Origin of the sequence: Hydrogenophaga sp., from assembly GCF_018780385.1 — a bacterium.
Classification (GTDB): domain Bacteria; phylum Pseudomonadota; class Gammaproteobacteria; order Burkholderiales; family Burkholderiaceae_C; genus Hydrogenophaga.
Genome location: NZ_JADMJO010000108.1, coordinates 1 through 26,148 on the forward strand (window position 1 = coordinate 1; position 26,148 = coordinate 26,148).

General features: G+C 64.7%; 25 protein-coding genes. 16 read left to right on the forward strand and 9 right to left on the reverse strand.

The genetic code is table 11. The annotated features are described in order from the left end of the window. Positions 1-1,573 (reverse strand): M3 family metallopeptidase (locus IV113_RS22710; RefSeq protein WP_291089966.1); only part of this gene is annotated, 1,573 nt, incomplete at its 3' end. Positions 1,574-1,643: 70 nt separating this feature from the next. Further along, positions 1,644-2,120 (reverse strand): YhbY family RNA-binding protein, encoded by a 477-nt coding sequence (locus IV113_RS22715; RefSeq protein WP_291089968.1) that lies wholly within the window; start codon positions 2,118-2,120, stop codon positions 1,644-1,646. Between the two features lie 44 nt (positions 2,121-2,164). On the opposite strand from IV113_RS22715, the gene IV113_RS22720 reads away from it, so the two are divergent. The 5 genes from IV113_RS22720 to IV113_RS22740 all read left to right on the forward strand — a co-directional run bounded on the left by IV113_RS22720 (position 2,165) and on the right by IV113_RS22740 (position 7,733). Further along, entirely contained in the window at positions 2,165-2,842 is a 678-nt protein-coding gene (locus IV113_RS22720; RefSeq protein ID WP_291089972.1) for an RlmE family RNA methyltransferase, read from the forward strand. A 145-nt stretch (positions 2,843-2,987) separates the two neighbouring features. Beyond that, entirely contained in the window at positions 2,988-4,907 is a 1,920-nt protein-coding gene (gene ftsH, locus IV113_RS22725) for an ATP-dependent zinc metalloprotease FtsH (RefSeq protein ID WP_056274799.1), read from the forward strand. A gap of 67 nt (positions 4,908-4,974) precedes the next feature. Then, the gene (gene folP / locus IV113_RS22730; RefSeq protein WP_291089979.1) at positions 4,975-5,805 is read left to right on the forward strand and encodes a dihydropteroate synthase; all 831 of its coding nucleotides are present in this window, start codon (positions 4,975-4,977) and stop codon (positions 5,803-5,805) included. 102 nt (positions 5,806-5,907) lie between these two features. Then, entirely contained in the window at positions 5,908-7,251 is a 1,344-nt protein-coding gene (glmM, locus tag IV113_RS22735; protein ID WP_291089982.1) for a phosphoglucosamine mutase, read from the forward strand. Further along, positions 7,248-7,733 (forward strand): GNAT family N-acetyltransferase, encoded by a 486-nt coding sequence (locus IV113_RS22740; protein ID WP_291089985.1) that lies wholly within the window; start codon positions 7,248-7,250, stop codon positions 7,731-7,733. The genes glmM and IV113_RS22740 overlap by 4 nt, the downstream gene beginning before the upstream one ends. 112 nt (positions 7,734-7,845) lie before the next feature. Here IV113_RS22740 and IV113_RS22745 read toward each other — a convergent pair whose 3' ends face one another. The 5 genes from IV113_RS22745 to IV113_RS22765 all read right to left on the reverse strand — a co-directional run bounded on the left by IV113_RS22745 (position 7,846) and on the right by IV113_RS22765 (position 12,352). Then, a complete protein-coding gene (locus IV113_RS22745) occupies positions 7,846-9,048 on the reverse strand; it encodes a DUF1343 domain-containing protein (protein WP_291089988.1) in 1,203 nt (400 codons plus the stop codon). 5 nt (positions 9,049-9,053) lie between these two features. Next, entirely contained in the window at positions 9,054-9,620 is a 567-nt protein-coding gene (locus tag IV113_RS22750; RefSeq protein ID WP_291089991.1) for a DOMON-like domain-containing protein, read from the reverse strand. A gap of 61 nt (positions 9,621-9,681) precedes the next feature. Further along, positions 9,682-10,017 carry a metalloregulator ArsR/SmtB family transcription factor gene (locus IV113_RS22755; RefSeq protein WP_291089994.1) on the reverse strand — a complete coding sequence of 112 codons (336 nt, stop codon included), beginning with the start codon at positions 10,015-10,017 and terminating at the stop codon, positions 9,682-9,684. A gap of 10 nt (positions 10,018-10,027) precedes the next feature. Further along, positions 10,028-11,266, reverse strand: coding sequence for an organoarsenical effux MFS transporter ArsJ (gene arsJ / locus IV113_RS22760; protein WP_291089997.1), 1,239 nt, complete (start codon positions 11,264-11,266; stop codon positions 10,028-10,030). Between the two features lie 42 nt (positions 11,267-11,308). Then, positions 11,309-12,352, reverse strand: a complete 1,044-nt coding sequence (locus tag IV113_RS22765; RefSeq protein WP_291090000.1) for an ArsJ-associated glyceraldehyde-3-phosphate dehydrogenase — start codon at positions 12,350-12,352, stop codon at positions 11,309-11,311. Between the two features lie 163 nt (positions 12,353-12,515). Here IV113_RS22765 and IV113_RS22770 point away from each other — a divergent pair, with 163 nt between their 5' ends. The 4 genes from IV113_RS22770 to IV113_RS22785 all read left to right on the forward strand — a co-directional run bounded on the left by IV113_RS22770 (position 12,516) and on the right by IV113_RS22785 (position 17,137). Beyond that, positions 12,516-13,328 carry a GNAT family N-acyltransferase gene (locus IV113_RS22770; protein WP_291090003.1) on the forward strand — a complete coding sequence of 271 codons (813 nt, stop codon included), beginning with the start codon at positions 12,516-12,518 and terminating at the stop codon, positions 13,326-13,328. 7 nt (positions 13,329-13,335) lie between these two features. Continuing rightward, positions 13,336-14,448, forward strand: coding sequence for a glycosyltransferase family 1 protein (locus tag IV113_RS22775; protein WP_291090006.1), 1,113 nt, complete (start codon positions 13,336-13,338; stop codon positions 14,446-14,448). Positions 14,449-14,546: 98 nt separating this feature from the next. Then, the gene (gene ppk1 / locus IV113_RS22780; protein ID WP_291090008.1) at positions 14,547-16,625 is read left to right on the forward strand and encodes a polyphosphate kinase 1; all 2,079 of its coding nucleotides are present in this window, start codon (positions 14,547-14,549) and stop codon (positions 16,623-16,625) included. 29 nt (positions 16,626-16,654) lie between these two features. Further along, on the forward strand, positions 16,655-17,137 hold the full coding sequence (locus tag IV113_RS22785; protein ID WP_291090011.1) for a histidine phosphatase family protein: 483 nt from the start codon (positions 16,655-16,657) through the stop codon (positions 17,135-17,137). A gap of 30 nt (positions 17,138-17,167) precedes the next feature. Here IV113_RS22785 and IV113_RS26305 read toward each other — a convergent pair whose 3' ends face one another. Continuing rightward, positions 17,168-17,629 carry a hypothetical protein gene (locus IV113_RS26305; protein ID WP_363318656.1) on the reverse strand — a complete coding sequence of 154 codons (462 nt, stop codon included), beginning with the start codon at positions 17,627-17,629 and terminating at the stop codon, positions 17,168-17,170. A gap of 196 nt (positions 17,630-17,825) precedes the next feature. Then, positions 17,826-19,310, reverse strand: coding sequence for an exopolyphosphatase (gene ppx / locus IV113_RS22795; RefSeq protein ID WP_291090014.1), 1,485 nt, complete (start codon positions 19,308-19,310; stop codon positions 17,826-17,828). A gap of 212 nt (positions 19,311-19,522) precedes the next feature. Here ppx and pstS point away from each other — a divergent pair, with 212 nt between their 5' ends. From pstS to phoR, 7 genes are all read left to right on the forward strand, one after another. Beyond that, positions 19,523-20,554: a phosphate ABC transporter substrate-binding protein PstS gene (pstS, locus tag IV113_RS22800; RefSeq protein WP_291090017.1), complete on the forward strand. Its 1,032-nt coding sequence runs from the start codon at positions 19,523-19,525 to the stop codon at positions 20,552-20,554. 94 nt (positions 20,555-20,648) lie between these two features. Further along, complete coding sequence (pstC, locus tag IV113_RS22805; RefSeq protein WP_291090020.1) at positions 20,649-21,647, forward strand: phosphate ABC transporter permease subunit PstC; 999 nt, start codon at positions 20,649-20,651, stop codon at positions 21,645-21,647. 1 nt (position 21,648) lies between these two features. Beyond that, the gene (gene pstA, locus IV113_RS22810) at positions 21,649-22,503 is read left to right on the forward strand and encodes a phosphate ABC transporter permease PstA (protein ID WP_291090023.1); all 855 of its coding nucleotides are present in this window, start codon (positions 21,649-21,651) and stop codon (positions 22,501-22,503) included. Positions 22,504-22,543: 40 nt separating this feature from the next. Then, positions 22,544-23,344: a phosphate ABC transporter ATP-binding protein PstB gene (gene pstB / locus IV113_RS22815; RefSeq protein ID WP_291090026.1), complete on the forward strand. Its 801-nt coding sequence runs from the start codon at positions 22,544-22,546 to the stop codon at positions 23,342-23,344. Positions 23,345-23,397: 53 nt separating this feature from the next. After that, the gene (gene phoU / locus IV113_RS22820; RefSeq protein ID WP_291090029.1) at positions 23,398-24,099 is read left to right on the forward strand and encodes a phosphate signaling complex protein PhoU; all 702 of its coding nucleotides are present in this window, start codon (positions 23,398-23,400) and stop codon (positions 24,097-24,099) included. Beyond that, the gene (gene phoB / locus IV113_RS22825) at positions 24,096-24,827 is read left to right on the forward strand and encodes a phosphate regulon transcriptional regulator PhoB (protein WP_056274749.1); all 732 of its coding nucleotides are present in this window, start codon (positions 24,096-24,098) and stop codon (positions 24,825-24,827) included. The genes phoU and phoB overlap by 4 nt, the downstream gene beginning before the upstream one ends. Next, the gene (phoR, locus tag IV113_RS22830; protein WP_291090034.1) at positions 24,824-26,143 is read left to right on the forward strand and encodes a phosphate regulon sensor histidine kinase PhoR; all 1,320 of its coding nucleotides are present in this window, start codon (positions 24,824-24,826) and stop codon (positions 26,141-26,143) included. The genes phoB and phoR overlap by 4 nt, the downstream gene beginning before the upstream one ends. The last annotated feature ends 5 nt before the right edge of the window (positions 26,144-26,148 follow it).

Consider the following 26,148-nt stretch of genomic DNA (forward strand, 5'->3'; position numbering starts at 1 on the left):
TGTGCTTGAGCACATCCCATTCCCAGCAGAAGTTCTCCATGAACTGGCTGGGCAGTTCAACCGCGTCCCATTCGACACCGCTGATGCCCGACACGTCGCGCTCGTTCACCCGGGTGAGCATGTGATGCAGCCCATGGCCGAACTCGTGGAAGAGGGTGATCACGTCGTCGTGGGTGAGCAGGGCTGGCTTGCCGTTCACGCCCTCCGCGAAGTTGCACACCAGGTGCGCCACCGGCGTTTGCAGCGAGCCGGTGTCGGGGCGCAGCCAGCGGGCGCGCACGTCGTCCATCCAGGCACCACCGCGCTTGCCGTTGCGCGCGGCCGGGTCCAGGTAGAACTGGCCCACGAGCTCCGAACCGTTCGGGCTGTTGCGTTCAATGCGGTAGAACTCGACACCGGGGTTCCAAACCGGCGCTTGGTCGGGGCGGATGGCCACTTCAAACAGCGTCTCGACGATCTGGAACAAACCTGCCAGCACCTTGGGCGCCGTGAAATAGGGTTTGACTTCCTGCTCGCTGAAAGCGTAACGCGCCTCCTTGAGCTTCTCGCCGATGTAGGGCCAGTCCCATGCCTGCGGGTCGGTCAGGCCGAGGTCGCTGGCGGCAAAGGCGCGCAGGTCGGCCAGGTCTTTTTCTGCATGGGGGCGGGCCTTGGTGCCCAAGTCGCGCAGAAAAGCCATCACCTGTTCGGGCGATTCGGCCATCTTGGGCACCAGGGACACATCGGCGTAGTGCCGATAGCCCAGCAACTGCGCCTCTTCGTGGCGCAAGGCGAGCAGCTCGCCCATGATGGCGGCGTTGTCGAACTTGACCGCGTCGCCCACGGCCTGATCGCTGGCGCGGGTGGCGTAGGCGCGGTAGAGCTGCTCGCGCAGCGGGCTGCTGTGGGCGAACTGCATCACGGGCAGGTAGCACGGCATCTTCAGCGTGAGCTTGTGGCCCGACTTGCCCTCGGCTGCGGCCGCTGCTGCGGTGGACTGCACCACATCGCCGGGCACGCCGGCCAGTTGCTCGGTGATCACGTACAACGCGAATGCGTCGGTGGCATCAAGCGCGTTTTCACTGAACTTCTGGCCCAGTTCGGCCTGTCGCTCCTGCAGCCAGGCAAAGCGGGTCTTGGCCTCGCCCTGCAGATCGGCCCCGCCCAGCACGAAGCCGCGCATCGCGTTGTGGTGGGCGCGGGCCTGCTCGGCGTTGAGCCCACTTGGGTCCATGGCCTTGTACTTGGCGTACAAGCGCTCGTCTGCTCCCAGGCGGGTCCAGAACTCCGTGACCTTGGGCAGGGCCTCGTTGTAGGCGGCACGCAGTTCGGGGGTGTCGGCCACACCGTTGAGATGGCTCACGGCGCCCCACGCGCGCGACAGGCGCTCGGTGGGCACGTCCAGGGTTTCGGAGATGCGCTTCCAGTCTGCGGGGAAGTTGCTGGCCGTCACGGTCTCCAGCGCAACGCTGGCAGCCTGCATCAATTGATCGATCGCCGGACCCACCAGCGTCGGTGTGATGGCGTCGAAGAGGGGCAGGTCGTCGAAGTTGAGCAGTGGGTTCTGGTCGAAGGGGGCGGTACGGTCGTTCATGCGTTCTCAGATGTGGCGCTGTTGATGAAGTTCAAGCCGCGAGGCCCTGAACGAACGTGGGGAGAGGCGATTACTGCGATTGGGCGCTCTTCTTCACGCTCTTCTTCATGACCTTGGCGCGTTTGATCTGCCCGCCCGTGGTCAGGCGCTGGTTGCCCAGCACGCGCACCACCTTCACTTCGGGCCGCTGGCCGCCGCGTTTGCTGAACTTCAGCACTTTCACGTCGCGCGGGCCGGGCATGCGGTCTTCGTCGACCACTTTCACCTTTTCGACCAACGGACGCCAGAGCACCAGCAGCTTGCCGATGTGCTGGATGGGAGCTGCGTCAAGCTCGTCGGCCAGGGTGTGCAGCATGGCCTCGCGGGCAGCGCGGTCGTCGCTGAGCACGCGGACCTTGATCAGGCCGTGCGCTTTGAGCGCGGCGGCGATCTCTTTTTTGACCGCGGGGCTCAATCCGTCATTTCCGATGTGGACGACGGGATCGAGATGGTGGGCTTCGGCGCGGTGAACTTTGCGCTGAGCGGGAGTGAGTGTGATCTGGGGCATGGGACAATTATCGTTTACACAGACCTTAGGCGACCCTCATGGGCATGAAAGTCAAAACCCAGAGCAAAAAGGTCAACAAGGCCTGGCTCAACCAGCACGTGAACGACCCGTACGTCCGGCTGGCCAAAAAAGACGGCTACCGCGCGCGCGCCGCCTACAAGCTCAAGGAACTCGACGAAACCCTCGGTCTTATCCGTCCGGGTGACTGCGTGGTGGACCTCGGTTCGGCGCCCGGCGCCTGGAGCCAGTACGCGCGCCGCCGCCTGAGCCCGCAGGGCGCGGCCGTGGGTGAGCTGCACGGCACCATCATTGCGCTGGACATGCTTCCCATGGAAGACGTGGAAGGCGTGCATTTCATCCTGGGAGACTTCCGCGAGGCCGTTGTGCTGGCCGAACTGGAGCAGGCGCTCACCGATCGCGGCGTGCACCAGGTCGACGTGGTGATCTCCGACATGTCGCCCAATCTCTCGGGCATCGGCATGACGGACGCCGCGCGCATCACCGATCTGGTGGAGCTGGCGGTGGATTTTTCGATCAAGCACCTCAAGGTCGATGGTTCGTTGGTGGTCAAGCTGTTCCATGGCGGGGCCTACGACCCCATGGTGGCCCTGTTTCGCCAGACATTTCTCACGGTCAAGGCGGTCAAACCCAAGGCGTCCCGGGACAAATCGTCGGAAACCTTTCTCGTCGGCATGGGTCTCAAATCAACGGTACGGGGCTGAGTACACGCTGCTGGTGCCTCTCATAGAGAAAAGCCAACCCTTTCATTGACACAGCCTCGTCACCCGCATGAGGCACATGCGCTTGAAAGTCCTAGAATCACACCCACATGCGCATAACCGCCAATACCGTATCCAGGAGCTGCACTTGAACAATCAGTGGTTTTCGAAAATCGCCGTGTGGATGGTCATCGCCATGGTGCTTTTCACCGTCTTCAAGCAGTTCGACACGCGCTCTGCGGCCGGTTCGGGTTACATGGGGTATTCCGAGTTTCTTGACGAGGTCAAGGCCCGACGCATCAAGAGCGCCACCATCCAGGAAGGCCAGGGCGGCACCGAGATCGTGGCCGTCACGCAAGACGATCGTCGCGTGCGCACCACAGCCACCTACCTCGACCGCGGTCTGGTCGGCGACCTTATCAACAACGACGTGAAGTTCGACGTGCGTCCGCGCGAAGAAGGCTCGCTGCTCATGACCTTGCTGGTCAGCTGGGGCCCGATGCTGCTGCTGATCGGCGTCTGGATCTACTTCATGCGCCAGATGCAGGGCGGCGGCAAGGGCGGCGCGTTCAGCTTCGGCAAGAGCAAGGCCCGCATGCTCGACGAGAACAACAACACCGTGACCTTCGCCGACGTGGCCGGTTGTGACGAGGCCAAGGAAGAGGTGAAGGAAGTCGTGGACTTCCTGAAAGACCCGGCCAAGTTCCAGAAACTGGGCGGGCGCATTCCACGTGGTCTGCTGCTGGTCGGCCCTCCGGGCACCGGCAAGACCCTGCTGGCCAAGGGCATTGCGGGCGAAGCCAAGGTGCCGTTCTTCAGCATCTCGGGTTCCGACTTCGTGGAAATGTTCGTCGGCGTGGGTGCGGCCCGCGTGCGCGACATGTTCGAGAACGCCAAGAAGAACGCCCCCTGCATCATCTTCATCGATGAGATCGATGCCGTTGGCCGCCAGCGCGGTGCCGGGCTGGGCGGTGGCAACGACGAACGCGAACAGACCCTCAATCAGATGCTGGTCGAGATGGATGGCTTCGAGACCAATCTGGGCGTGATTGTGGTCGCGGCCACCAACCGCCCCGACATCCTGGACGCTGCCTTGCTGCGCCCGGGTCGTTTCGACCGCCAGGTCTATGTGACGCTGCCCGACATCCGCGGCCGCGAGCAGATCTTGAACGTGCACATGCGCAAGGTGCCCCTGGGCACCGACGTGAACCCGAGTGTGATCGCCCGCGGTACGCCCGGCATGAGCGGTGCTGACCTGGCCAACCTGTGCAACGAAGCCGCCCTGATGGCCGCGCGCCGCAACGCCCGCGTGGTCGAGATGCAGGATTTCGAGAAGGCCAAGGACAAGATCTTCATGGGTCCCGAGCGCAAGAGCATGGTGATGCCCGAGGAAGAGCGCCGCAACACGGCGTACCACGAGTCGGGCCACGCGCTCATCGGCAAGCTGCTGCCCAAGTGCGACCCGGTGCACAAGGTCACGATCATCCCGCGCGGCCGCGCACTGGGTGTGACCATGAGCCTGCCCGCGCAAGACCGCTACAGCTACGACAAGGACTACATGCTGAACCAGATCAGCATGCTGTTCGGAGGCCGCATCGCCGAAGAGGTGTTCATGAACCAGATGACCACCGGGGCTTCGAACGACTTCGAGCGCGCCACGACGATCGCCCGTGACATGGTGATGCGTTATGGCATGACCGACGCACTGGGCCCGATGGTCTACGCCGAAAACGAAGGTGAAGTGTTCCTGGGCCGTTCGGTCACCAAGACCACCAACATGAGTGAATCCACCATGCAGAAGGTGGACGCCGAGGTGCGCCGCATCATTGACGCGCAGTACAAACTGGCGCGCGATCTGATCGAAGAGAACAGCGACAAGATGCACGCCATGGCCAAGGCACTGTTGGAATGGGAAACCATCGACGCGGACCAGATCGACGACATCATGGCTGGCAAACCGCCCCGTCCTCCCAAGGACTGGACGCCGCGCAACCCCTCGGTGGGTGGTGGCGGTGGCAGCGGTGGATCGCCCGCCGTTGCGACCGATCCGGCACCCACGGCCGCCTGAGCGACTCGGGTTTTCAAGACACACGGGGCTTCGGCCCCGTTGTCATTTCCGTTTCAAAGCTCTCTTCATGCATTGGCAGACCACCCGTTTTGACATCGACCTCGCCACGCCGCAGGTCATGGGCATCGTGAACGTGACGCCCGATTCCTTTTCCGACGGCGGCCAGCACGCCGGCACTTCCGCCGCACTCAAGCACTGCGAGCAACTCATCCAGGACGGCGCACACATGCTGGACATCGGCGGTGAGTCGACGCGTCCCGGCAGCCCGGCTGTGCCCTTGGAGGATGAGCTTGCCCGGGTCTTGCCGGTGGTGCGCGAGGCGGTGAAGCTGGGGGTGCCGGTGTCTGTGGACACTTACAAGCCCGAGGTCATGCGGGCCGTGCTCGACGCCGGCGCCGACATCGTCAACGACATCTGGGCCCTGCGCCGTGGGGACGCCATGGACGTGGTGGCCGCGCATCCGCGCTGCGGTGTGTGCCTCATGCACATGCACCGCGATCCCCAGACCATGCAGGTGGCACCCATGGACGGCGACGTGTTGCCAGCGGTGAGCGCTTTCCTGCGCGAGCGAGCCAGCGCGCTCATGGCCCGTGGCGTGGCGCACGAGCGCATCGTGCTCGATGCCGGCGTGGGGTTTGGCAAGACTGTGGCCCAGAACTTCAGTCTACTGGCGCACCAGAGCGAGTTGATGGCTCTCGGTTGGCCCATGCTCGCGGGGTGGTCACGCAAGTCGAGTCTGGGAGCTGCAACGGGGCGAGAGGTGCCCTCCGAGCGGATAGCCGCCAGTGTGGCGGCCGCCTTGCTGGCGGTGGAGCGCGGGGCTCGCGTGGTGCGCGTGCACGATGTGCGTCAGACGGTAGACGCATTGAGGGTCTGGCAGGCCATCCAGCCCGTTTGATGGGCGGATGGCCGCGATAATCGACGTTTTGCGGCCGTGCGCCGGCCAGCATTGAGCCGGCGTGGTGGAGCGCCAAATTCATAACAACACAGAGGACACAACATGCCCCGCAAATACTTCGGCACCGACGGCATCCGCGGCACGGTCGGCCAGGCCCCCATCACTCCCGACTTTGTCTTGCGCCTCGCCCACGCGGTGGGGCGCGTGTTGCGCCGCACCGAGTCGCACCCCACGGTGCTGATCGGAAAAGACACGCGCATTTCCGGCTACATGCTGGAGGCCGCACTTGAATCGGGTTTCAACTCGGCCGGTGTGGATGTGGTGCTGCTCGGTCCCGTGCCCACGCCAGCCGTGGCCTACCTTACCCGGGCCCAGCGCGCCAACCTGGGCGTCGTGATTTCTGCCAGCCACAACGCGTTCGCAGACAACGGCATCAAGTTTTTCAGCGCTCTGGGCACCAAGCTGCCGGACGACTGGGAGCGCGCGGTTGAGGCGGCACTGGACGAGCCACCGGTGTGGGCCGCGTCGGCCGAGCTCGGCAAGTCGCGCCGAATGGAAGATGCGGCCGGCCGCTACATCGAGTTTTGCAAGAGCACCTGCTCGCACAACCTCTCGCTCAAGGGCTTGAAGATCGTGGTGGATGGCGCCAACGGTGCGGCCTACCAGATCGCGCCCGCCGTGTTCCACGAGCTGGGTGCCGAGGTCATCAAGATCGGCTGCACGCCTGACGGCCTCAACATCAACCACGGCGTGGGTGCCACGCACCCGCAGGCCATGGTGGAGGCGGTGAAGGCGCACGGCGCTCACTACGGCATCGCGCTCGACGGCGATGCAGATCGCCTGCAGATGGTGGATTCCGATGGCCGCCTGTTCAACGGTGATGAACTGCTGTACCTGATCGTGGCCGATCGCCTGGCGCGCGACCACGACGTGCCCGGCGTGGTCGGCACGCTCATGACCAACATGGCGGTGGAGGTGGCGCTCAAGGCGCGCGGTGTGAAGTTCGTGCGAGCCAAGGTGGGCGACCGCTATGTGCTCGAAGAACTGGAAAAGAATGGCTGGATCCTGGGTGGCGAAGGCTCCGGGCATTTGCTGGTGCTCGACCGCCACACCACGGGCGACGGCCTCGTGTCGGCCCTGCAGGTGCTGCACGCCTGCGTGGACAGTGGCAAGAGCATGGCGCAGCAGCTCGCTGAGGTGACGCTGTTTCCCCAGACGCTGATCAACGTGCGCCTGCAACCCGGTCAGGACTGGAAAACCAACACCTTCCTGGCGCAGCAGACCCAGGCGGTGGAGGCCGAGCTGGGCGAGACCGGCCGTGTGCTCATCCGCGCCAGCGGCACCGAGCCACTGCTGCGCGTGATGGTGGAGGCGCGTGACGCGCAGAAGGCGCAGGCCTGTGCCGAGCGCCTGGTGGCCGCCGTGCGCGCGCAGGTGCCTGCGTGAGCGTGGTTGCCATCGTTTGCGCGGACTACGCCGACGCCAGCCACGCAACCGCGCTGGTGGCGCTGCTTGACGCATACGCGAGCGATCCGGCGGGTGGCGGGGAAGGTCTGACGGACTTCGCGAAGCAGCACCTGGTGCGCGAACTCTCGGCGCGGCCGCAGGCCTACAGCGTGCTGGCGTTTGATGGCACGCAGCCGGTGGGGCTGGTGAACTGCATCGAAGGCTTCTCCACCTTCGCCTGCAAGCCGCTGGTGAACGTGCACGACGTGGCCGTGCTGGCCAGCCATCGGGGGCGCGGCATTGCGGAACAGATGTTGGCTCTGGCCGAAATGATCGCCAAGGAGCGTGGTGCGGTGAAGATGACACTGGAAGTCCTGTCGGGCAACCATGGCGCCGTCCGGCTGTACGAGCGCATCGGCTACGCGGGTTACCAGTTGGACCCGGCCATGGGCACCGCCCGGTTCTTCCAGAAGTGGTTATGAACAGGAAGCACCCCCGCGCCGGGCGCTGACGCGCCCGTCACCCCCTCAAGGGGGCGCCACCATGGGCCCGGCAAAGCCGGTTCCGCGGTGGCCCTCGATGAGACGACTCCCCTCAATACAACAGATAGGGCTTGCGCGCCTCTGCCCAGGCCGCTTCGTTGGCAGCGGCTGCTGCCTCCAGCACGTCGGGGTCGGCCAACACATCGTCCACCCACTCCCGCAGCAGCGGCCCGCCGTTGATGAGATCAATCGCCAGCCGCTCGTGTTCGTACTCGTACGCAAAGTCGCGCCACAGCGGGTAGTCGGGCGCCTGCATCCGGATGGCGCGAAACGCCAGGGCCTGCAGCCGCCACGGCTTGAAGGCCGCGTGGTCGTAGTGGGTCGGGTCTTCCACATGGATCTGCACGCCCGCGCACAACTGCCCCTGGTGCTTGTGGAAGGTGGGCTCGAAGAAACACGGACGCAGCACGCAGCCCTGCAGCCATTGGGGTGCGATGCGGCGCATGTCGGCCAGCAGGCGGGGCACATCGATGCCGGGCGCGCCGAACAACTCCAGCGGGCGTGTGGTGCCGCGGCCTTCGGACAGTGTCGTGCCCTCCAACATCACCGTGCCCGCGTAGGCGCGCGCCATGCTCAGGTTGGCGGCGTTGGGGCTGGGGTTGACCCAACTGCGCTCGGTCGGCCAGCCAAAGCCGGGGGCTGCATCGGGTTGCCAGCCCGTCATGGTGATCACGCGGTAGTCCACGCTCAAGCCCAGCGTGGCAATGAACCAGTGGCCGAGTTCGCCCATGGTCATGCCGTGGCGCATGGGCATGGCGCCCGCGCCCACAAAGCTCTCCCACCCTTCGCGCAGCGTGAGCCCTTCGATGGGCCGGCCGGCCGGGTTGGGCCGGTCCAGCACCCACACCGCCTTGCCGTGTTTCGCTGCGGCTTCGAGCACATAACGCAGCGTGGTGATGAAGGTGTAGATGCGGCAGCCGAGGTCTTGCAGGTCGACCAGCAACACGTCGAAGCTGGCCATCATGGCGTCGGTCGGGCGGCGCACCTCGCCGTAGAGGCTGAACACCGGGATGCCCAAGCGGGGATCGAGGTAGTCCGGCGACTCGACCATGTTGTCCTGCTTGTCACCCCGCAGACCGTGTTGCGGGCCGAAGGCGGCCGAGAGCGTCACGTCGGGCAGTGCGGCCAGCGCATCGAGCGCGTGTGTGAGGTCGCGCGTGACCGAGGCCGGGTGGGCCAGCAGCGCCACGCGGCGGCCTTTGAGCGGTGCACGCAGGGCAGGGTCTTGCAGGAAACGATCGAGGCCGAATTGCATGGCGTTCAGTTCTTGGGCAAGGCCAGGCGCAGCGAGCGACCGGCGGGGTGGTGGAAATCGGGGCGTTCGCACGGGTGCTGCAGGGCCCAGTAGCTCAGACGCCCGTCGTGTTCTTCAATGACGGCGCACAGCGCCAGCTCAACGTGTTGGGCGGGCAAGGGCAGGGCAGCAAGGGGCAGGTGCACGTCCAGCGTGAGAAGCGTCGGTGTGATGGCGAGTTGCATCACAGGCGCGGGCAGGTCGGGTGCGGGCGAGGTGTCGCGCTGACGCTCACCGGCAAACCGGTAGGCCGCCCATTGGCCCGATGGCGAGAAGTTGAATTCGCGGTAATCCGCTTCACCCTCGACCGCCACAAAGACCTCGAGGCAAGTGTGTTGCCACAGGCCGTCGGCGGGGGCTGGTTCGGTGGCCGGCGGAATGCGCAGCCCGGCCATGTCGCCGCTCACGGTGTACACCAGCCGCAAGCCTTCGCGGGTCGAACGCATCGCCACCGATACATTCAGCGGCAATCCCGCCGGTGTGGCCGGGTGGCATTGCAGTGCGTGGGGCGGGCTGGAGGGTGTGGACGTCACAGCGCCGTATTCTCTCAGGCCCCGGGGCGCTCTCGGGGGGCCTTCGGATCGGCTTGCACCATCAGTTCGTGCAGGTGGGAACAGCGGAAGAAGCGGTCGTCATTTCGCAGGGCTCGCCCTGACAGCAGTGGGCGGTGAGGAATTGCAGCAAGTCCTTCATGGCGCCGAACTCGGCGCGGTAGATCAGGTGGCGGCCATCGCGCTCTTGCGACACCAGCCCCGCGTGGCTCAGTTCCTTGAGGTGAAACGACAGCGCCGTGCCCGGCACGCCCAGCGATTCGGTGAGGTGGCCTGGCGTGAGGCCTTGCGTGCCCTGCGCCACCAGGGCGCGGAAGATGCGCAGGCGCGTCTCCTGCGCCAAGGCGCCGAGGGATTTGACGGCTTGGGTTTCGTCCATGGGATCTCCTTCAGACAGGGGTGGTTTGCAAGGCTCGCGTGCCGGGTAGCCTGAGCGTGGCCAACCAGCACACAACCAACATGAGCGCCGAGCCCAGCAGCGCATAGAGCAGTCCGCCCCACTGGTACAGCAGGCCCGAGAGCAGCGTGCCGCTGAAGCGGCCGAGTGCATTGGCGGCGTAGTAGAAGCCCACGTCTTCGGCCGCTTTCTCCGAGCCGGCGTAGGCCAGCACCAGGTACGAATGCACGGAAGAGTTGACCGCAAACGCGAAGCCGAACACGCCCAACCCCCCCACCACCACCCAGGGCAGGTGCGGCACGTCCAGCGCCACGGCCAGTGCCAGAGCCATGGGCACGAGTGCCAGCAGCGCCGACCACAGCCGAGCGGCGGGCACCTCGGTGCTCAGGCCGTCGGTGCTGCGTTTGACAAAGGCGGGTGCCAGCGCCTGCACCGCCCCGTAACCGATGGTCCAGACCGCGAGGAAGGTACCCACCATGGTGAAGTTCCAGCCCTGCGAATACAGGTAGACCGGCACGCCCACCACGAACCACACGTCGCGGGCACCGAACAGCACCACGCGCGCGGCGGCCAGCACGTTCACGCCGGTGTTCTTGGCAAACAGTTCCTTCGCCGACTTCGAAGCCTTGCTCTTGCCCATCATCCGCGGCAGCGAACTCACCACGCCCACCAGCACGAGCGCGAGCAGCGCGGCCATGGCCCACAGCGCCTGCTGGAAGCCCAGTGTCTGCAGCAGCAGCCCGCCCAGGAAAAAGCCGACGCCCTTCATGGCGTTCTTGCTGCCGGTGAACCAGGCCACCCACTTGAAGAGCTGGCCCGAGCCCTGGTTCTTCGCCTGGTCGGCGGTGACCTTGATGGCCGACTTGCTGGCGGTCTTGGTAAGGTCTTTTGCCACGCCGCAGATGCCTTGCGCCAGCACCACCCAGGCCACCGACATCGCCGCGCTCCAGCCTGGATCGAGGAACGACAGCACGGTGAAGCCGATGATCTGCGTGATCAGGCCCACGGTGAGCATGCGCGTGATGCCGTAGCGCGTGGCCAGCCAGCCACCGACGAAGTTGGCGACGATCCCCGCGGCTTCGTACAGCAGGAACAGGAAGGCCAGCGTGAACGGCGAATAGCCCAAGCGGTAGAAGTGCAGCAGCACCAGCATGCGCAGCGCGCCGTCGGTGAGCGTGAAGCCCCAGTAGGCGGCGGTGACGATGGCGTAGTTGCGTTCGGCGGTGTTCATGTATGTGCGAGGGCTTCGACAGGCTCAGCCCGAACGGTGAGGTCAGATGCCGACGGATTGCATGTGACAAGCGAGATCGACCATGCGGCAGGCGTAGCCCATTTCGTTGTCGTACCAGGCGTAGACCTTGAGCAGCGTGCCGTCGGTCACCATGGTGGAGGGCGCATCCACGATGCTTGAACGGGTGTCACGCGCGTAGTCCACGCTGACCAAGGGGCGCGTTTCGTAGCCCAGGATGCCGGCCAGCGGGCCTTGTGCCGCCGCGGCAAACAAGGCATTCACTTCGTCCACCGTGGTCTCGCGCTGCAGTTCGAACACGCAGTCGGTGAGTGAGGCGTTGAGCGCCGGTACGCGCACCGCGTGGCCGTTGAGCTTGCCCTTGAGCTCGGGGTAGATCAGCGCGATGGCGGTGGCGCTGCCGGTGGTCGTGGGCGCCAGGCTCATCAGAGCGCTGCGGGCGCGGCGCAGGTCTTTGTGCGGCGCGTCCACCACCAGGTTGGTGTTGGTCGGGTTGTGCAGCGTGGTGATCTGGCCATGGCGGATGCCGATGGCTTCGTGCACCACCTTCACCACCGGCGCCAGGCAGTTGGTGGTGCACGAGGCGGCGGTCACGATGCGGTCGCGGGCTGGTTCGTACAGCGTGTGGTTCACGCCCACCACGATGTTGAGCACGCCACCCACCTTCACCGGCGCGGCCACGATCACGCGCTTGGCGCCGCGGTCCAGGTGGCCTTGGAGGGTTTCGGGTGTGAGGAACTTGCCGGTGCATTCCAGCACAAGGTCCACGCCCAGGTCGCCCCAGGGAATCTCGCGCGGTGCGGCGTGCGATGTGAAGCCCATGCGGTGCTGGTCGATGCGGATGCTGCTCTCGCCTTCGGTGGTGATGTCGGCGCGCCACTTGCCCTGCACGCTGTCAAAGGCCAGCAGATGGGCCGTGGCCGCTGCGCCGCCCTTGAGCTCGTTGAGGTGCACCACCTGCAGCCGGTTGCTGGCGCGCGGGTCGGTGGTTTCTCGTTCGGCTGCGCCGAGTGCGGCGCGCAGGGCCAGGCGGCCGATGCGGCCCATGCCGTTGATGCCCACTTTCATGGTGTTTTTCCTGTTGATCGGGGGGTGTTGTTCATTAATTCAATCATTATTGAATAATAGCAACACTGTGTGACGTCGGCATGACGACGCCGGGTGCGGTTGTCACCAAAACTTCATGCGACTGCCTCGGGAGGGTCATGACCGGTTTTCAAACTGCATGGTCATGACCACAGCTCTCATTTCCCACGCCATTCCGTCGGCGACAGCCTTCATCCCTGTGCCCGCGCAACCGGTCGCGCACGGCATCGAAGTTTCCTGGGCCCGGCACCAAAGCGAGGTGCGCGAGGCCCAGAAGCTGCGGTTCGAGGTGTTCGCCTTGGAGATGGGTGCCCGCCTGCCCAACACGGTGCCCGGCCACGACGTGGACCTGTTCGACGACTTCTGCGAGCACTTGCTGGTGCGCGACAGCGCGAGCCGCCAGGTGATCGGCACCTACCGCGTGCTCACCCCGGCCCAGGCTCGGCGCGTGGGCAGCACCTACAGCGACACCGAGTTCGACCTCACCCGCCTGCGCGGTGTGCGCGAGCGCATGGTGGAGCTGGGCCGCAGCTGCGTGCACCGCGACCACCGCCACGGCGGCGTGATCATGGCGCTGTGGGGCGCGCTGGCCGAGTTCATGGTGCGCAACGAACTCGACACCATGATCGGCTGCGCCAGCATTCCGATGCAGCACGAAGGCCCGCACGGCATGGTGGGTGGTGGCCACGCCGCGGCGAGCATCTGGCGCCAGGTGCGGCAGACGCACCTCGCCCCGATCGACTTCCACGTGCGCCCGCGCCTGCCGCTGCCGGTGGAGCGGCTGGACGACACACTCGACGTGGAGGCTCCCGCGCTCATCAGAGGCTACCTGCGACTGGGCGCCAAGGTGTTGGGCCCGCCGGCCTGGGACCCGGATTTCAACGCTGCCGACCTGCCCATGTTCATGCGCATCTCCGACCTGCCCGCGCGTTACCGCAAACATTTCCTGAGGACCTGATGCGCGCATGAAGATCCTGATCGTCACCGACGCCTGGCAGCCTCAGGTTCATGGGCTGGTCTCCACCCTGGGGGCGTTGGTGCGCCAGTTGCAGGTGAACGGCCACGAGGTGGTGATGATCCAGCCCGGGCAATTCCGCACTCGGCCCTGCCCGGGTCATCCTGGCCTGGACATCGCGTTGTTTCCCGGTGCCCGGCTGCGTTCCCTCATGGATGCGGCCGATCCCGATGCGATCCACATTGCCACCGAGGGCCCGCTGGGATGGGCGGCGCGGCGCCACTGCGTGAAGCGCGGTCTGCCGTTCACCACCGCGTTCAACAGCCGGCTTCCGGAGATGTTGCATTCCTCGCTCAAGCTGCCGCTGTCCTGGGCTTACGCCTTGCTGCGCTGGTTTCACCGGCCGGCCAGCGGTGTGATGGTGCCCAACCCGGGTTTGCTCGACCGGTTGCAAGCGCGTGGCTTTCAGCACCTGCGTCTGTGGACGCCCGGCGTGGACACGCACCTGTTTGCGCTGACCGATCGCACCCGGTCGTTCGCCTCGCTCGGCCCTCTGGCCCACCCGGTCAGCCTGTATGTCGGCAGGCTCTCGGCCGAGAAGAACGTTGAAGCCTTTCTGGCCCTTGATGTGCCCGGCAGCAAGGTCGTGTGTGGCGAAGGCCCCATGGCATCGGGGCTGCGCGCGCGCTACCCCAACGTGCACTGGCTCGGCGAGTTGCCCCGGCACGAACTCGCGCAGGTGTATGCATCGGCCGACGTGTTCGTGTTTCCCTGCCGCGGAGAAACCCAGGGCCAGGCCATGCTGGAGGCCATGGCCTGCGGTGTACCGGTGGCAGCCTACCCGGTGGACGGGCCGCAGCAACTGGTGGGTCAAAGCCGCGCCGGTGCGCTGCACGGCGATTTGCGTGAGGCCTGGTTCGAGGCGCTCAAGGTGCAACGCCATGAGGCGCGCGACCGTGCGCTGCTGTTTGGCTGGGGTCGCTCAAGCGCGTTGTTTCTGTCGCATCTGGTGGTGTTGCCGCGGCACCGGCGGCAGCGCTTGCGATCGGGTTTTGGCGTGCAGAGTCACGAACTCGGGGGCATCACGAAACTGTCACACAAACGTCATCCTGTCGTTGAATAATTGTCACAAGGCAGGGGGTGGCGGCCGGGCACACTGGGCATGGCGCGGTGTCCTGCACCACTGGGCAGACGCACCCGACGACAACAACGACAACAGACATGAGCGGCAACAACTCCAACAGCAAGTTTCCTTTCCTGGATCGCGATCACAGCATCCTGGCTTTCAACGAACGCGTCATGGACTGGGCGCGTCGCCCCGACGTTCCGCCGCTGGAGCGCCTGCGCTACCTCAGCATCGTCTCCAGCAACCTTGACGAGTTCTTCGAGGTTCGCGTCGCTCCCCACCTGACGGCAGCGCAGGCCAACGAGCAGCGCGGCCAGTACACCGCGCAGACCTACGAGAAGCTCTCCGAAAAGATCCACGAACTCGTTGCACAGCAGTACGCCATCTACAACAACGAGCTGCTGCCGCTGCTGGAGAAAAAAGGCATCAAGATCATCTCGCACGGCGAGCGCAATCCGCGCCAGCGCCGGTGGGTCAAGGAATTCTTCATCAACGAGGTACAGCCCCTGCTGATGCCCGTGGGACTGGATCCGGCGCACCCGTTTCCGCAGGTGGCGAACAAATCGCTCAACTTCATCGTGCGCCTGGCCGGCAAGGATGCCTTCGGGCGCGAGAACGAGATCGCCATCGTGAAGGTGCCGCGCATCCTGCCGCGGTTCTTCCGCATGCCACCCATCAAGGGTTCCAAGCAGACGCACTTCGTCTCCATCTCCAGTCTGATCCGTTCCCACCTGGGCGATCTGTTCCCGGGCAGGCAGGTCACCGAGTTTTCCCAGTTCCGCATCACGCGCCATTCCGACCTGGCGGTGGACGAGGAAGAGGTGAAGAACCTGCGCACCGCGCTACGCAAGGGCCTGCAGCAGCGCCACTACGGCCAGGCCCTGCGCCTGGAGGTGTCGGCGGGCTGCTCGGAGTTCCTGTCCAACTTTTTGCTGGAGCAGTTTGCCTTGCCCTACAAGGCGCTGTACCGCGTGCCCGGGCCGGTGAACCTGGTGCGCCTGAACCAATTGATCGACAAGGTGGACGCGCCAGCGCTGCGCTTCGAGGCCTACAACGCTGGCTGGCCGGCGCAGCTCACGCCCGGGCAGTCGTACTTCGAGCGCTTGCAGCAGGGTGATGTCCTGATCCACCAGCCGTACGAGAGCTTCGATGCCGTGCTGGCCTTCTTGCGCGAGGCGGTGGAAGACCCCGACGTGCTGGCCATCAAGCAGACCATCTACCGCACCGGTGCGAAGTCGGAGCTGATGAACCTGCTGCGCGAGGCCGTGCGCCGCGGCAAGGAAGTGACCGCCGTGGTGGAGCTCAAGGCGCGCTTCGACGAAGAGGCCAATATCAACTACGCCGAGCGACTGGAATCGGTGGGTGCACAGGTGGTCTATGGTGTGGTGGGTCTCAAGACCCACGCCAAGATGCTGCTCGTCACCCGCCGCGAGGAAAGTGGTCTCAAGCGCTACGCGCACCTGTCCACCGGCAACTACAACCCGGGCACGGCCCGGCTCTACACCGACCTGAGCTACCTGACCGCCGACGACGCACTCACCGCCGACATGGAGCAGATATTTCTGCACCTGGCCAGCCAGAACCGCCTGCCCAAACTCAACAAGGCGCTGATCGCACCGTTCCACCTGCACAAGGCCATGCTCGACAAGCTCGAAGCCGCAGGCGCTGCGGCCAAGGCGGGGCAGGATGCGCGCGTGATCGTGAAGATGAACGCCCTCACCGACGAGCAACTGGCGCGTGCGCTGGCCACGGCATCGCAACACGGCGTGAAGATCGACCTCATCATCCGTGGCGCCTGCATCCTGCCGGCGCAGGTGCCCGGTTTCACCGACAACGTGCGTGTGCGCTCCGTGATCGGACGCCTGCTGGAGCACTCCAGGGTGTTCTACTTCCGCACGGGAGAGGCGGAAGAGCTGTGGCTCTCAAGTGCCGACTGGATGAACCGCAACATGCTGCGCCGCATCGAACTCGCCTGGCCCGTGACCGACAACGCGCTGCGCCACCGCATCATGGACGAGTGCCTGTCGGCCTACCTCTACGACACCAAGGACGCCTGGCTGCTGCAGCCCGATGGCCGCTACGTGCGGGCCAGCATCACCGGCAGTGGTCGCACCCGCGCGGTGATGCATTCAGCGCAAGCCAGCTTGATGGCTCGTTACGGCAGCAAGGGATAGGAAAGGGGGGCGCAATGGAAAGCCGCAGCATGGACCTGATTCTCTGGCGACATGCCGAGGCCCATGAGCATCCCGATCTCCTGACCGGTGTGCCGGGCGACGACAAAGACCTGGCGCGACGCCTCACCCCTCGCGGCGAGAAGCAGGCCGCGCGCATGGCCGCCTGGCTGGATCGGCAGTTGCCCGAGGGTGCGCGCATCTGGTGCAGCCCCGCCTTGCGGTGCGAGCAAACCGCGTTGGCCTTGGGCCGCAAGTTCAAGATTCGCAAAGAGCTGTTGCCCGAGGGCGATCCGCTGGCCCTGCTGGAGCTGGTGCAGTGGTCGCACGGCAAATCGCCGGTGGTGGTGGTTGGCCACCAGCCCACGTTGGGCCGGGTGATCGCGCGCCTGCTCAACCTGGCGGAGGATGACTGCTCGGTGAAGAAGGGCGCCCTGTGGTGGCTGCGCCACCGCGAGCGCGCCAGTGGCAGCCAGACCGTGGTGGTGACCGTTCAGACACCGGAGTTGATCTGAACGAACCCGGGGCTGCGCCCCGGGTGGGCTTCACACGGCCGCGACCTTCTTGGCTGGAGCGGCGGCTTTTTTCGCTGCGGGCCTGGCAGCGACTTTCTTGGCGACCGGTTGGGCGGTGGTTTTGCTGGCGGTCTTGGCCACCGGCTTGGCTGGCGACTTGGCAGCGACCTTGACCGGGGTCTTCACCGCAGCCTTGGCGACCGGCTTGCTCACCGGTTTTTTCGGTGCTTCGGGTTTTTTGTCGGTGCCGGTGGGGCGTCCGGTCTTGAGCGTCGGCACGGCGGACAGCGCAGCCTTGTAGGCCGCGTCGTTGAGGCCTTGCAAGGCCATGAGACCAGCGCGCAGCAGCTCGCTCTTCTTCACGCTGGTGCCCAGCGCGATGGCGCGTGTCTTCAGCGTTTCAATGGCAGCGAACTCGGTCTTGGGGATGGTGAAGCTGTCCCGCACGAGCTTGGGTTTCTTGCTGCTGATCTTGCTGTTTTGACTGGCCATGAATGCACTCCGTTGGTAGAAAAAAGAAGGGCAGTATAAACCGTATAAATCGTTTATACGGTTGTGACAGTAGGATGACAAATGCGTGACGTATCGCAAACCAGAAATGCCGTGCAACCGGCTTTGCCGGGGCACGGGCATTGCCCCCTTGAGGGGGATGCGGCTGCACGCAATGAGCAAGCGACGGGGGTGTTCCCTATCTGATATCAGCAGTGAACTTCCACGACGATTTCTGCCAGGCCACCACCTCTTCGCCCAGCAACCAAGCCGACTGTGGGTAGCGCTTGGCCCAGCCCGGGTTGGTGGCCAGCTTGAAAGCGCGCGGCTTGTAGCTCAGCTTGACCGACTCGTGCTCTGGCATCTGCCGCGCGTGGCACAGCAGCACCGCCAGACGCAGCGCCATGAGCTGTTTGGCGAACAGCTCGTCCTGCAGCGCTTCTTCGAGCTTGCGCAGCTTGCCGCGCTGGCCGAGCACCAGCTGGCTCATGCGGTGCAGCTCGGGCAGCGAGAAGCCCCGGGCGTCCACGTTGTCCAGGATGTACGCGCCATGGTGGTGGGAGCGTTCGTGCGAAATGTGGGTGCCGATTTCGTGCAGCCGCGCGGCCCAGGCCAGCTTTTGCGAATAACGCTCGTTCTGTGCGTCCAGTGCGGCAATCTGCGAGAAGAGGGCGGTGCTCACCGCACTGACGCGTTTGCCCTGGGCCTCATCGGCCGAGAAGCGGTGGGTTAACCAGCTCACGGTGCGTTCGCGCACGTCGCCGCCGTCCGTGTCGCGGTCAATCAGGTCGTACAGCGCGCCGTGACGCAGCGCTCCTTGGGCCGGCAGCATCTGCTCGATGCCGAACAGGTCGAAGATCGCGCGCAGCACACTCACGCCACCGCCCACCACGGGGCGGCGGTCGTCCTTCAGGCCTTCGATGCGCAACTGGTCGACGTTGCCCGCCCTGATCATGCGATCGGTGAGCCAGTCAAGCCCTGAGCGGGTCACCACGCCGGAGGCCCAGCCGTTGGCGGCCAGCATGTCGGCCACTGCGCCCACCGTGCCCGAAGAGCCGTAGGCCACCGTCCAGTCGGCCGGGGGGAATCTGTCCAGCGCTTCGTCGATCACCGCCTTGGCCGCCACTTCGGCCGTCTTGAAGGCGGCGGCGGTGAGCTGGCCACGTGAGAAATAGCGTGTGGACCAGGCCACGCTGCCCAGGCGGTACGACTCCATGGTGCGGGCCGAGTAGCCCTGGCCCAGGATCATCTCGGTGGAGCGGCCCCCGATGTCGACCACGAGGCGTTTCTCGTCGGAATGCGGCAGCAGGCGCGAGACGCCCTGGTAAATCAGGCGTGCTTCTTCGTAGCCGGACACCACATCGATCGGGAATCCCAGAATCGCCTGGGCCTGGCGCACGAATTCGTCGCGGTTTTTTGCCTCGCGCAGGGTTTGCGTGGCCACGGCGCGAACCTGCTGGCGCTTGAAGCCGTGCAGCCGCTCGGCAAAACGGGCCAGGCATTCCCAGCCGCGTTCCATGGCCGCCTGGCTGAGGTTTTTTTCTTCGTCCAGCCCGTTGCCCTGGCGCACGGTTTCCTTGAGGTATTCGATGCGCTCGATGTGGCCCGAGTGGTAACGGCCGATTTCCAGCCGGAAACTGTTGGAGCCGAGGTCGATGGCGGCGAGTAGGGTTCCGTTTTGCATGCGAAGGGGGAGCGGTGAACCTGGACGGCTCAGGGAAAACGAGGGTAGACGGGGGCGAGCCCGGATTGTGACGCATGCCCGGCCCCGTACCCCCCAAATAGGCGTGGTCCCTTCACTGCAGGCTCTGTGACATTCGTGAGATGTCACGGGGTTGTCACATTGGCTGCCTAGAGTCGCTCTTGTTCTGCTTTCCAACCGCAAGGAGTTTCCACATGATCAACAAACGCATCTTCCTTCAGGCCGTGGCCGCTGCCGCCATGGCAACCGCCGGAATGGGCTCCGCCATCGCAGCCGACATCACCGGCGCCGGCGCCACCTTCCCCTTCCCGATCTACGCCAAGTGGGCCGAGGCCTACAAGAAAGAAACCGGCACCGGTTTGAACTACCAGTCGATCGGTTCGTCCGGTGGCATCCGCCAGATCCGCGCCAAGACCGTGGCTTTCGGTGCATCCGACGCGCCTGTGTCCGGTGCTGACCTTGAGAAAGACGGCATGATCCAGTTCCCGGCCATCATCGGCGGCACCGTGCCCGTGATCAACCTGGAAGGCTTCAAGCCGGGTGAACTGCGCGTCACCGGCCCCGTGCTGGCCGAACTGTTCCTGGGCACGATCACCAAGTGGAACGATCCCAAGCTGGCCGCCCTGAACCCTGGCAAGACCCTGCCGGACCAGAACGTGACCGTGATCCACCGTGCTGACGGCTCGGGTACCACTTTCAACTTCACCGACTACTTGAGCTCCGTGAGCAAGCCCTGGGCGGACAGCGTGGGCAAAGGCGCTGCCGTGAAGTGGCCGGCGGCTTCTTCCGTCGGCGGCAAGGGCAACGAAGGCGTGGCCGCCAACGTCAACCGCGTCAAGGGCGCCGTGGGGTACGTCGAGTACGCCTACGTGAAGAAGAACAACATGACCTTCCTGCAACTGCAGAACGCCGACGGCAAGTACGTGAACCCCGATGACAAGACCTTCGCCTCGGCCGCTGCCGGCGCCGACTGGTTCAGTGTTCCGGGCATGGGCGTGTCGATGGTCAATGCCAAGGGCGCCGAGAGCTGGCCCATCAGCACCGCCTCGTTCATCCTGATGTACAAGGATCCAGCCGACAAGGCGCAGTCCGCCGAAGTGCTGAAGTTCTTTGACTGGGCTTTCAAGGGCGGCAAAACCATGGCCGCCGAGCTGGACTACGTGCCGCTGCCCGACTCTCTGACCGCTCAGATCCGCTCCAAGGTTTGGACGCAGATCGCCAAGTAAGTTAGGCTGCTTCACACGTCGCATCCGCCGGTCGGTTCATTCGGGCCGGCGGATGTTGATTTGTGGGGCCGGTCACAACCGGATCGGAGTCACCATGAGCCTGGGAACCACCATGAGTTCGCAACCTGTGTCCGTTCAACTGGACAACCCCAACATGGCGTCGATTGCCAAGCGGCAACGCTTCCAGGACGTCCTGTTTCACCGCATTACCCAGAGTTTTTCGCTGTTGGTGCTGGTCGCCCTGCTGGGCATCATCGTCTCACTGTTCATCAACGCCTGGCCCACCTTCCAGAAGTTCGGATTCAACTTCATCTGGCGGGTCGAGTGGGACATCATCAACGAAGAATTCGGCGCTGCCATTGCCATCGTCGGCACCATAGCCAGCGCCACCATCGCCATGCTGATCGCCGTGCCGCTGGCCTTCGGCATCGCGCTCTTCCTCACCGAAACATGCCCTGTGTGGCTGCGCCGCCCGCTGGGCACCGCGGTCGAGTTGCTGGCAGCCGTGCCGTCCATCATCTACGGCATGTTCGGCCTGTTCGTGTTTGCACCGTTGTTTGCCGACTATTTCCAGGTGCCGGTGCAGAACGTGCTCGGCGGCATGCCGCTGGTGGGCTTCCTGTTTGGCGGCAGCACCAACGGTTTCGGCATCCTGGCCGCCGGCATCGTGCTGGCCTTCATGGTGCTGCCCTTCGTGGCGGCCGTGATGCGCGACGTGTTCGAAATCGTGCCGCCCATCCTGCGCGAGTCGGCCTACGGTCTGGGCTGCACGACCTGGGAGGTGGTGCGCCGCGTTGTGCTGCCCTACACGCAGAAGGGTGTCATCGGCGGCATCATGCTCGGCTTGGGCCGGGCCCTGGGGGAGACCATGGCGGTCACCTTCGTGATCGGCAACGCCAACCGCATGCCGACTTCGCTGTTCTCACCGGGGACTTCGATTGCCTCCACACTGGCCAACGAGTTCGGTGAGGCTGCGGACTTCCATCTCTCCACGTTGTTTGCGCTGGGTTTTCTGCTGTTCGTGATCACCTTCCTGGTGCTCTCAGTGGCCAAGATCATGATGATGCGCGCCGAGAAGGCCAAAGGGTTCTGACATGGAATTCAACAACCAAATCTACAAAACCCGCCAGCGTGCGAACGCCATCGGCCTCACGCTCTCCATGGGCGCCATGGTGCTCGGCTTGGTGGTGCTGCTCTGGATCCTGAGCGTGCTGCTGACCAACGGCCTGGCCGCGCTGGACTGGAACATGTTCACCCAGTCCACACCCGCCCCGGGCAGTGAAGGTGGTGGCCTGGCCAACGCCATCGTCGGCAGCCTGATGATGGTCGGCTTCTCGGTGCTGGTGTCCACGCCCATCGGCGTCTTCGCCGGGGTGTATCTGGCTGAGTACGGCGACGAAAGCAAGACCGCCGAGCTCACCCGCTTCGTCACCGACATCATGCTGTCGGCTCCCTCCATCGTGCTGGGCCTGTTCGTTTACGCCATAGCCGTGGCCACGGTGGGCAATTTCTCCGGCTGGGCCGGCAGCCTGGCCCTGTCGCTGATCGCCGTGCCGGTGGTCGTGCGCACCACCGAGAACATGCTGCGCCTGGTGCCGGGCAGCCTGCGCGAGGCAGCATTTGCCCTCGGCGCGCCGCGCTGGAAGGTGGCCACGCTGGTCACGCTGCGCGCGGCCAAGAGTGGCGTCATGACTGGCCTGCTGCTGGCGGTGGCTCGCATCAGCGGCGAGACCGCACCCCTGCTGTTCACCGCGCTCAACAACCAGTTCTTCAGCACCGATATGGGCGCACCCATGGCCAACTTGCCGGTGGTGATCTTCCAGTTTGCGCTCAGCCCTTACGACAACTGGATCCGCCTGGCCTGGGGTGGTGCGCTGCTCATCACCTTGTCGGTGCTGGTGCTCAACATCGTGGCCCGCGTGTTCCTTCGCGAGAAGAAGCTGGGTTGAAACCAGCGCTCCCATCCTCCCAGTTTTCAAAGATATGGACATGACCATGCCGAATGCCGCCATCGCAGCCCAATCCGCAGTCGTCGCGAAAAACGCGCTTGAATTGCGCAACCTCAACTTCTTCTACGGCAAGTTCCAGGGCCTGAAGAACGTCAACATGAACATCGAGGAGCGCAAGGTCACCGCCTTCATCGGTCCCTCGGGCTGCGGCAAGTCGACCCTGCTGCGCACGCTCAACCGCATGTACAGCCTGTATCCTGGCCAGCGCGCCGAAGGTCAGATCAATTTCTACGGCCAGAACATCCTGGACGACAAGCAGGACATCAACCTGCTGCGCGCGCGCATCGGCATGGTGTTCCAGAAGCCCACGCCGTTTCCCATGTCGATCTACGACAACATCGCCTTCGGCGTGAAGCTGTACGAGAACCTGGGTCGCAGCGAGATGGACGACCGTGTGGAATGGGCGCTGTCCAAGGCCGCGCTGTGGAACGAGGTGAAGGACAAACTCAACCAGAGCGGCCTGTCGCTTTCGGGTGGTCAGCAGCAACGCCTGTGCATCGCACGCAGCGTGGCGGTGAAGCCCTCGGTGTTGTTGCTGGACGAGCCCACTTCGGCGCTGGACCCGATCTCCACCGGCAAGGTGGAAGAACTGGTGCACGAGCTCAAGCAGGACTACACCATTGCCATCGTCACCCACAACATGCAGCAGGCAGCGCGCTGCAGCGACTACACCGCCTACATGTACCTGGGCGAACTGGTGGAGTTCGGTTCCACCGAGCAGATCTTCTTCAAGCCAGCCAAGACCGAGACCGAGGACTACATCACCGGGCGCTTCGGCTGATCCGGACGACGGTTGAAAATCGACCAGTTCCAAGCCATCACGGGAGATATTTCATGAGCGACAAACACATATCCAGCCAGTTCGACGCCGAGTTGAACTCCATCTCTTCCCAGGTCCTTGAAATGGGTGGCCTGGTCGAGTCCCAGCTGCACCAGGCGGTGTACGCCCTGGTTCACATGAGCATGGAGTCGGCCGAGCAGGTGATCGAGAACGAGAACCGCATCAACCAGATGGAGATGCAGATCGATCACGAGATCATCTCCACCATCGGCCGGCGCCAGCCGACCGCGCGCGACCTGCGCTTTCTGATGGCGATCTCGCGCACCACGCAGAATCTGGAGCGCGCTGGCGACGAGGTGGCCCGCATTGCCCGCATGGTCAAGTCCATCATTGAAAACGGCTCACCGCGCAACCTGCCCAGCTCCGAGCTGCGCATGGCCGCCGACCTGGCTTCCGCGTTGCTGCGCAAGACACTCGACTCGTTCGCGCGCCTGGACACCACCATGGCCGTGGCCATCATCAAGGGCGACAACGCCATCGACAACGAATACAACGGCTTCCTGCGCAAGCTCATCACCTACATGATGGAAGACCCCCGCACCATCTCGCCCAGCCTGGACCTGCTCTTCCTGGCCAAATCGATCGAGCGCGTGGGCGATCACGCCAAGAACATTGCCGAGCAGATCATCTTCATCGTGAAAGGTGAGGATGTTCGCCATACCCCCATGTCTCAGGTGGAGTCGGTGGTCGGATGAGGAAGCTTCCAAGAGTCCTCGTGGTCGAGGACGAACCCTCCATCGCCGAGCTGATCGCGGTCAACCTGCGCCACAACGGCTTTGCGCCCACGGTGGTGTTTGACGGTGTGGCCGCGCAGCGCGAGGTGGACGCGGTGCTGCCCGACGTGATCCTGCTCGACTGGATGCTGCCGGGTGAAAGTGGTGCCTCGCTGGCACGCGCATGGCGCAAGAACGAACGCACGAAGACCGTGCCCATCCTCATGCTCACCGCACGCAGTGACGAAAGCGACAAGGTGCAGGGCCTGGACGCCGGTGCCGACGACTACATCACCAAACCGTTCTCGACCCAGGAACTGCTCGCACGCATCCGCGCGGTCCTGCGTCGGCGCGCACCCGAGATCGTCAACGACTCGGTGCAGGTGGGCGAGTTGGCTCTGGATGCGGCGACTTACCGCATCACCTTCCGCGGCGCCGAGCTCAAGGTCGGGCCTACCGAATTCAAGCTGCTGCACTACCTCATGAAGCACGCAGAGAGGGTACATACCCGTGGTACGCTGCTCGACAAGGTCTGGGGAGACCATGTTTTCATCGAGGAGCGAACCGTGGACGTGCATGTCAAACGATTGAGGGAATCACTGGGTGAAGCCTCGGGCATGATTGAAACGGTTCGTGGCGCCGGCTACCGGCTCACCTCGATGAACAACACCGGGCGACCGGCGCAAGGCACCCCCATTTCAGCGGCATGACCCGGCGCGCGATAGAGCTCCTGCTCCTGGTCGCACTGGGAGCGGTGCTGGGTTGGACGCAGGATTCTCCCGGCTGGACGTTCGCCGGTGCCCTGGTCGGTGCGCTGATCTGGTCGATCCTCGATGGCTTGCGCGCCCGCAGCTTTCTGCGCTGGCTCAACAAGGCTGACGTGACCCGCCAGCCCCGCCTCTCCGGCACCTGGGGCGAGATGGTGGACCGGGCACGCAAACTGGTCAAGAAACTGGAGAAGAAGGCGCAGAGCAGCGATGCCCGCCTGGAAGATTTTCTTGCCGCCATCCAGGCCTCGCCCAACGGCGTGGTGTTGCTGGACTCTGCCGGCCGGATCGAATGGTCCAACCTCACAGCAGCCAACCACCTGGGCTTCGACCCGCAGCGCGACCTGGGCCAGTACGTGCGCAACATGGTGCGCAACCCGGCGTTCACCGCGTATCTGGCGGGTGGAGAGTTCAACCAGGAAATCCAGATCGACGGGATCGGGCCGCGTCCCTCCCAGCCTTCCAAGATTTCGCTGCAGATCCACCCTTACGGCAAGAAGCGCAAGCTCATGCTCACCCGCGACGTCACCGCCGTGCAACTGGCCGAGACCATGCGGCGCGACTTCGTGGCCAACGTGTCACACGAAATCCGAACGCCCCTGACCGTGCTCAGCGGCTTTGTGGAAACCATGCAGAGCATTCCGCTGGAAGAGGCCGACCGCACGCGTTATCTGGGTCTCATGAGCCAGCAGGCCCACCGCATGCAGACGCTGGTGAGCGACCTGCTCACGCTCTCGCGGCTCGAAGGCAGTCCCGCGCCCGGCCCGGGTGAGTGGATCGACAGCGAAGAGCTGCTCACGCACGTTGTGCAGGAGGCCCGAGGCCTGACGCAGGCGATTTCCGCCATACCGCACCAGATCGATCCCCGGCCAGGGCCCTCCATGTGGGTGTCAGGTGCCAAGACCGAGCTGCTCAGCGCCATGTCCAACCTGGTCAGCAACGCCGTGCGCTACACACCGGGTGGTGGCCTCATCCAGACAGGCTGGCGCTTGCGATCCGACGGCTGGGGCGAGTTCTTCGTGAAGGACACCGGGCCGGGCATCGCCGCCGAGCACCTGCCCCGCCTGACCGAGCGCTTCTACCGTGTGGACCGCAGCCGCTCGCGGGAAACCGGCGGCACCGGTCTGGGTCTGGCGATCGTGAAACACGTGGCGCAGCGCCACGGTGGTCATATCGATGCGGAAAGCGTGGTCGGAGAAGGCTCCCGGTTTGCGATCGCCTTGCCGCCCAACCGGGTGCGTGAGCGCGTCACCGGCTGAGCCGC